Raw genomic sequence first — 6724 nt, 5'->3', positions numbered from 1 at the left:
CATCCCCTGGGTCCCCGGCGCGAGCACCGCGAGCGGCCGCGGTCCCGGGCCCGCCCACGGGGCGCGGGGCTGGAGGTAGGTCCCGGTCACCGCGATCTTCTGGTTTCTCGATCCGACGGAGGTGTACATGATCCGCTGGGCGTCGGTCGAGATGGGCCCGGCAGCGTCGGAGACGAACTCCGCCCCGGGAATCGGAGGGATGGCACCGGCGAGCGGGAACGCCTCGGTCTTGACGAGCGCACCCGGGCCGGCGGGCAACTGGGCCGGCGGCTGATAGAACGCGGGAGCAGGATCGTTGGACGAGTCCTGGGCCGAGGCGACGGGTGCGGTCACGGCGCCACCCCCGATGGTCATCGCGAGAGCGCTGGCGAGTGCGGTAGCGCACATCGCGGTTCGACGAAGTAGCACGGTCCCCCCGGACTTGGTGTGGCATGTATCACTGATGAACGGAGTGTAAAGCGACACTGCCGGGAAGGGGGAGGGCACCCCGATCACGCCGCGATCCGGGATCGGTGCCGGCCATGTGGCCGCGTGTGGTGACGTCGCCCGAATCCGGCTCAGGCGCCCGCGGCCCGGCGATGCACCGTGGCCCACCAGGCGGCGAGAAGTGTCGCGCTCACACCGAAGACCACCCACGTCAGCGCTGCGGAAACAGGCCCGGTGACGAAGAAGCCGAGGATCAGAGCCACGATCCAGTTGGCGAGGAGCACCAGCACGGTCACGAGGAAGGCGAGGGCGGCCCGGCCGGGGGAGTGCGCGAGAGTGTGACGCGCGGCCCCCCTCGGCGTCACGGCCAGCGTCGACAGTAGGGGCAGCGCCGCTGACGCGATGACGATCGGCAGGATCGGTGAGAGCACTCCGGCGAGGACTCCGAGCAGGACCGCCAGCGCGGAACCGGCCAGGAGCCGCACCGGAGGCGCAGAGAACCTCTCGTCGGGGCGGACCGCGGTAGCAGTCGCGCCGACGACCATCCAGAGTGCGACGATCATCGCCACGCCCGAGACCGTCACGCGGAGAGCGAATCCCCACCCGGCCTCGGGGGCCGGATCGCCGACTGTCAGCAACGCCTGGACGAGTGCGTTGGCGATCACGACCGGGACCGTCACAGGCGCACCCCGGACGCAGCCCCGCCATGTCCCGGTCATCGTGCGCCCACCGCTCATCTCGAACCCACCGTGCCGTTGCGGTCGAGTACGGCCTGCACGGGGCCGGAGTAGATGAGGCGCTCCCCGACCTCGAGCTCGAAGGTCGTGCCGTCCTCGGAGGTCAGCGTCGCCGTGATGGTCTCCTCGTCGACGGTCTCCCCCACGCATCGCAGGCCTGCTCCGTGGCCCTCGCACACCGGTGCGACGAGGATCTCGACCCCCTGCTCGAGCAGGACCTCGTTCGCCGCGTATCGAAGGTCCGCGATTTCTGCTCCCCCGACAGGCGCGAGCGCGTCGATCTGCGAACATCCCGCCACCGCGAGCACGACGATCGCTCCCCCCGTCGCAACTTTCATCCGGCGCGTCATCTCGCGTTCGCTCCCGTCCCCCGTGCCCCGCCTCATCGCTGCGCTCGCTGCTCGTGGGCGAGGAGGCGAGCGCGTTCACGCAGGTGCTGCTCTTCCAGTGAGTCATCCGTGATGGCGTCCAGGTCGAACGGGGCGGGCAGCAGGAGCTCGGTGTTGCGGTCAAGTGCCGAGCCGCGCCTCATCAGGGGGTTCTCGGCCCAGTCGTTCGCGGCCAGTTCCCTGCTCTGCGATGCGAGGTCCAGGTAGCCGCCCGAGGAGCCCGGGGTGACCGGCGACGCGTGATCGAGAACGGTCGTGAACAGCGACAGCGTCCCGTCCCGGTTGTCGACGATCTCCACGGTCTGCTGTTGCTGGGGGAAGTCGATACAGGATGCGGTCGTGATCTCCCAGAAGCCCCCGTCGCGTCCGCGGTGGGCGAGGATCTGGTTCTGGTGGGTGTGCCCGTTGAGCCAGCCGATCACCACCGGGTAGGCCAGCAGCAGGTCCACGAACTCGTCGGCGCCGTGGAGGGTGGCCGTCGAACCCGGTCGCCGCGCCCGGTTCTCCAGGGTCATGCTGTTGTGGTGGGTCAGGATGAGGACGAGCTTCTCCTGCGACTGCGCGCGATCCAGCTGGCCCCTGAGCCACTCGAACTGATCGCCCGGCACCGCACCGTCGGCGCCGGCGACGGCGTTGCAGGTGTCGAGGCCGAACACCCGTACGTGGGGCGTCAGGTCCGCGGTCCACCAGGTCTCCCCGGAGTCGAGATTGTGCTGGGTGAATCCGTGCCCGACGGGGCCGGGCGTCTCCGTGGTGTCGAAGTGCTCGGCCATGAATTCGCGTTGCTCGAACAGGTATCGGCGCGGATCCGCGGTGACCCCACGAAATCCCGGTCTGGTACCCGACCGGACCCCCAACGCGTCACCGAGCCGCTGCAGCGGGCTCGCGGTCGCGGCGTATCCACTCAGCGTCGACGACGCGGTGGCGGCCAGCGTGTGAGACTTCTGCGAGCCGACCGCGAGGGAACGGAGCTGGGGGGACAGACCGAAGGTGCCCAGCAGGAGCGTGTCGTGATTGCCGTACACCGCATACCACGGCACCGGCAGGCCGACCGACTCGACGGGGCGTGAGATGGCCTGGGACAACAGGTCGGGCAGCCGGGGAAACCCGTAGTCGCCGAACGCGCCGCCCGAGGGATCCTCCGGCCGGTACGCCCACTGGGCGTCCCGCCAGGCCTGCACGCCCTCGAACAGGGTCGGTGACCCGCTGTTCGGGGTCACCGGTACCCCGTCGAGGACGTCGATGTACCACCGCAGTTCGAGGTGGGAATGCATGTCCGCGCTGTCGCCGGTGACGATCGCCGCACCGAGCGGAGCCCCCGTCACGGGGCTGATCGAGTTGTCGGCGAACGACTTGACCATCGCCGCGGTCACATGCACGGTGAGCGGGTCCTGCGGATGGAACGCCGATCCCCACGTGGCGTGATCCTGGACGATCATCGGCTCGATACGGCACGGGGACTGTGCGTCGATGACGTGCATATCGGACAGGTGCCCGAGGTAGAGGAGCGAACGGCGTGCCCCGGCTCGTGCCGCAGACGGAGACGCACGCAGGATGTCCATCCGAGGCAGATGGGCCTCGCCCGGGCCCGCGGCCAGGGTGCGATAGGACCGGGCCTCGCCCCCTCTGCGGAGAATGGTTCCGGACAACGTCGACCGCGGCACCTCGGGAGGACTCTGGGCCACAGCGAGTCGACCGCCGAGCGCGGCCGGTGCCAGGCCCCACGCCGCGGCCAGTGCGCCGACGCGGCTCAGGAACTGGCGACGTGACAAACCGGGCATCGACTCTCCTCCGGCCTCGAGTAGCAGAAGAGTAGCCCCGGAGGCGGCGGGAGGGAACGGGGTGCGCGATCATCGTCTGGAACCCGTTGTGCGCCAACGTGGCCTCAGGTCGTCGCGGCCCCGGCGCAGGTCAACCGGTGCGCAGTCGGCCCGCTTTCGTGTGTCGTTCCATCTCGGTCATGCCGCCCCAGACGCCGTAGAGCTCTCGCTCCTCGATGGCGTAGGCGCGACACCGGTCGAGTACCGGGCACGTCGAGCAGAGTTGCTTGGCGAGTTCCTCGTTCTTGCGCCTCGTGCCCTTGAGGTCGTGGTCGTCGTTGTAGAACAGGTCCTGGTGTCCCACGCAGTTCCCGCGGTCGGCCCAGGCCCATCGATCTTCTAGTGCAGTCCAGGCTGCCTCAGCCACATGATCAACCCACTTTCGGTTCGGCGGCGATCCGTGGATCGCTCGCGGAGGAACACTCCATCATCCGGTGTGTGAAAGTGGTCGGGCCACACCCTCAGGGGTGTGATAGCGGTATCGGGTGAGCCGGGGTTCGTTGCTATTGTCTGTTCATGCCGGTCAGGGTGACTGTGATCAACGATTATCTCGTCGTCGTCGCCGGGGTGAACGCGATCCTCTCGGAGTACTCCGACCGCGTCGAGGTCGTGGAGAAGAACGCGGTGTCCAAAGGGGCGACGGCGGTGGACGTGGCCCTGTACGACACCTTCGCAGCACCGGTGGGCAAACACGCCCGACTCGCCTCGCTGCGTGAGGACCCGTCGATCGGCGCGGTCGCGGTGTACTCCTTCGCCTCCGGCCGGGCCGCGGTCGACGACAGCCTGGCGTTGGGGGCGAACGGCTTCCTGTCCAAGGCCCTGCCCGCGGCGGACCTGGTGCGTGGGATCGAGGAGATCGCGGCGGGGAGCGTCGTGACAATGGTGGGGCCGGGACACACGGCCACAGGTGCCAACGACTGGCCCGCCAAGGATGCCGGCCTCTCGGCCCGTGAGGCCGAGATGGTGGGGCTGATCGTGCAGGGCCTGTCGAACCGGGAGATCGGCGACAGGTGCTATCTGTCCGCGAACACGGTCAAGACCTACATCCGTGCCGCGTACCGGAAGATGGGCGTCGGCACGCGCGCGCAGGCGGTCGCCTGGGGGATCGACCACGGCCTGCAGCCTGACCGGTAGCAGCCCGTCCGGTCGCCGGTGCCTGGTGCCGGGGTGTCCCAGGCCTTGCGGCAGGTACCCTAGGGGGGTACCGTATCCGGCATGGGCGAGCACGGGTACACCGCGAACAAGGACGATCACCTCAAGCGACTGCGCCGCATCGAGGGCCAGGCCCGCGGTCTGCAGAAGATGGTCGAGGAGGACAAGTACTGCATCGACATCCTCACCCAGGTCTCCGCGATGACCCGGGCCCTGCAGTCGCTCTCGCTCAACCTGCTCGAGGAGCACCTGGGCCACTGCGTGGCCGGGGCGATCGAGCACGGCGGACCGGAGGCACAGGCCAAGCTCGCCGAGGCCAACGCGGCCATCGCTCGCCTGGTCAAGTCCTGAGGCACGACACCCGGTCCGCTCCTGCACACCGCTGACCATCCACCACCAAGGGAGAACCTCATGTCCGACACCGCCACCTTCACCGTCTCCGGGATGACCTGCGGACACTGCGTCGCCTCCGTCAAGGAAGAGGTCTCGGAGATCCCCGGCGTGACCGCGGTCGATGTCGACCTGGAGTCGGGCCGCCTCGTCGTCGTCGCCCCCGAGCCCGTCGACCCCGCGCTCGTCCGTGCGGCCGTGGACGAGGCCGGGTACACACTCCACGACGCGGAATGAGCTGACCGGACATGACTGACACCGATGTCTCCAGCGGGCCTGCGACCGCATTCGTCGACCTCCAGATCGAGGGCATGACCTGCGCCTCGTGCGCCAGCCGGATCGAGCGCAAGCTCAACAAACTCGACGGGGTGACCGCCGAGGTCAACTACGCCACGGAGAAGGCGCGGGTCGAGTACGCCCCCGGCGTGGAATCGCAGCTCCTACTGGACACCGTCGAACAGGCGGGGTATTCGGCCCGGTGGCCACGACCCCGCACCTCGGCCGCCGTTCCGGGAACGACGCACGCCGACGGGGCGGTCACCGCCACAGCGCATGCGGGCAACGCCACCGACGACTCCGCGGCGCCTGACCGCGTCGAGAGTCTGCGCCACCGTGTGATCGTCTCCGCGGTGCTGTCCGTGCCCGTGATCGCCATGGCCATGATCCCCGCCCTCCAGTTCACAAACTGGCAGTGGCTCTCCCTGACGCTCGCCGCGCCCGTCGTGGTGTGGGGCGGATGGCCGTTCCATCGCGCCGCGGCGATCAACATCCGGCACGGCTCGTTCACCATGGACACCCTGGTGTCGATCGGCACGTCCGCCGCGTTGCTGTGGTCGCTGTACGCGCTGTTCTTCGGCCACGCCGGAATGCCGGGGATGACCCACGGATTCGAGTTCTCGCTGTCTCCCAGCGACGGCGCAGGGGACATCTATCTCGAGGCCGCCGCCGGGGTCACCACCTTCGTCCTGCTGGGCCGCTACATCGAGGCCAGGTCCAAGCGCACGGCGGGAGCGGCCCTCCGGTCGTTGCTCGAACTCGGCGCCAAGGACGTGGCGGTCGTGCGCGATGGCGTCGAGACCCGGATCCCCGTGGAACACCTGCAGGTGGACGACGAGTTCATCGTGCGCCCTGGTGAGAAGATCGCCACCGACGGCCGGATCGTCGACGGAGCCTCCGCCGTCGACACCGCCATGGTCACCGGGGAGTCCGTGCCGACCGAGGTCTCCACCGGCGACGCGGTGGTGGGCGGAACCGTCAACACCAGCGGACGTCTCATCGTCCGGGCCACCCGTGTGGGCTCGGACACCCAACTCGCCCGGATGGCACAGATGGTCACCGACGCCCAGTCCGGCAAGGCCGCCGCGCAACGCCTCGCCGACCGCATCTCCGGCGTCTTCGTCCCCGCCGTCCTGGTCCTTGCCGCCGCGACGTTCGCCTTCTGGCTGCTCACCGGGTCCGGCGCCTCCATGGCGTTCACGGCCGCGGTCGCGGTGCTCATCATCGCCTGCCCCTGTGCGCTCGGTCTGGCCACGCCCATGGCCCTGATGGTCGGGACCGGCCGCGGCGCGCAACTGGGCATCCTCATCAAGGGCCCCGAGGTCCTGGAGTCCACCCGCCGCGTCGACACGATCGTGCTCGACAAGACCGGCACCGTGACCACCGGAACGCCCGCGCTGGTCTCGGTGACCGCTGCCGATGGGCAGGACGAGTCGCAGGTGCTGCGCTGCGCCGGCGCGGTGGAGGACGCCTCCGAGCACCCCATCGCCCGGGCCATCGCCGCCGGCGCCCGAGAGCGGGTCGGCGACCTCCC

General features: G+C 69.5%; 8 protein-coding genes and 1 pseudogene. 4 read left to right on the top strand and 5 right to left on the bottom strand.

Features of this window, described 5'->3' with window-relative positions; all coding sequences use genetic code 11:
• The 5 genes and pseudogenes from G6019_RS04100 to G6019_RS04080 all read right to left on the bottom strand — a co-directional run.
• Positions 1-333: pseudogene (locus G6019_RS04100) on the bottom strand (lipase family protein); the annotation flags it as partial.
• 224 nt (positions 334-557) lie between these two features.
• Positions 558-1091 carry a hypothetical protein gene (locus G6019_RS04095; RefSeq protein WP_182612022.1) on the bottom strand — a complete coding sequence of 178 codons (534 nt, stop codon included), beginning with the start codon at positions 1089-1091 and terminating at the stop codon, positions 558-560.
• Between the two features lie 68 nt (positions 1092-1159).
• Complete coding sequence (locus G6019_RS04090; protein WP_182612021.1) at positions 1160-1501, bottom strand: hypothetical protein; 342 nt, start codon at positions 1499-1501, stop codon at positions 1160-1162.
• Positions 1502-1545: 44 nt separating this feature from the next.
• A complete protein-coding gene (locus G6019_RS04085; protein ID WP_182612020.1) occupies positions 1546-3333 on the bottom strand; it encodes a TIGR03767 family metallophosphoesterase in 1788 nt (595 codons plus the stop codon).
• A gap of 130 nt (positions 3334-3463) precedes the next feature.
• Positions 3464-3739 (bottom strand): WhiB family transcriptional regulator, encoded by a 276-nt coding sequence (locus G6019_RS04080; RefSeq protein WP_107757658.1) that lies wholly within the window; start codon positions 3737-3739, stop codon positions 3464-3466.
• Between the two features lie 149 nt (positions 3740-3888).
• Between G6019_RS04080 and G6019_RS04075 the strand changes: the two genes are divergently transcribed.
• The 4 genes from G6019_RS04075 to G6019_RS04060 form a co-directional block, all read left to right on the top strand.
• Positions 3889-4506 carry a helix-turn-helix transcriptional regulator gene (locus G6019_RS04075; protein ID WP_182612019.1) on the top strand — a complete coding sequence of 206 codons (618 nt, stop codon included), beginning with the start codon at positions 3889-3891 and terminating at the stop codon, positions 4504-4506.
• An 81-nt stretch (positions 4507-4587) separates the two neighbouring features.
• The gene (locus tag G6019_RS04070; RefSeq protein WP_107757657.1) at positions 4588-4875 is read left to right on the top strand and encodes a metal-sensitive transcriptional regulator; all 288 of its coding nucleotides are present in this window, start codon (positions 4588-4590) and stop codon (positions 4873-4875) included.
• Between the two features lie 60 nt (positions 4876-4935).
• Positions 4936-5151, top strand: a complete 216-nt coding sequence (locus G6019_RS04065; protein WP_182612018.1) for a heavy-metal-associated domain-containing protein — start codon at positions 4936-4938, stop codon at positions 5149-5151.
• Positions 5152-5162: 11 nt separating this feature from the next.
• A partial coding sequence (locus G6019_RS04060; RefSeq protein WP_182627084.1) for a heavy metal translocating P-type ATPase occupies positions 5163-6724 on the top strand: 1562 nt, incomplete at its 3' end.

This window comes from Dietzia sp. DQ12-76, assembly GCF_014145045.1.
GTDB lineage: Bacteria > Actinomycetota > Actinomycetes > Mycobacteriales > Mycobacteriaceae > Dietzia.
This window is presented reverse-complemented; position numbering and strand designations above follow the sequence as displayed.

Excerpts from the sequence above, each read along its gene's own strand:
- G6019_RS04090 (WP_182612021.1), bottom strand. The coding sequence starts at position 1,501 with ATGAAAGTTGCGACGGGGGGAGCGATCGTCGTGCTCGCGGTGGCGGGA.
- G6019_RS04085 (WP_182612020.1), bottom strand. The coding sequence starts at position 3,333 with ATGCCCGGTTTGTCACGTCGCCAGTTCCTGAGCCGCGTCGGCGCACTG.
- G6019_RS04075 (WP_182612019.1), top strand. The coding sequence starts at position 3,889 with ATGCCGGTCAGGGTGACTGTGATCAACGATTATCTCGTCGTCGTCGCC.
- G6019_RS04070 (WP_107757657.1), top strand. The coding sequence starts at position 4,588 with ATGGGCGAGCACGGGTACACCGCGAACAAGGACGATCACCTCAAGCGA.
- G6019_RS04065 (WP_182612018.1), top strand. The coding sequence starts at position 4,936 with ATGTCCGACACCGCCACCTTCACCGTCTCCGGGATGACCTGCGGACAC.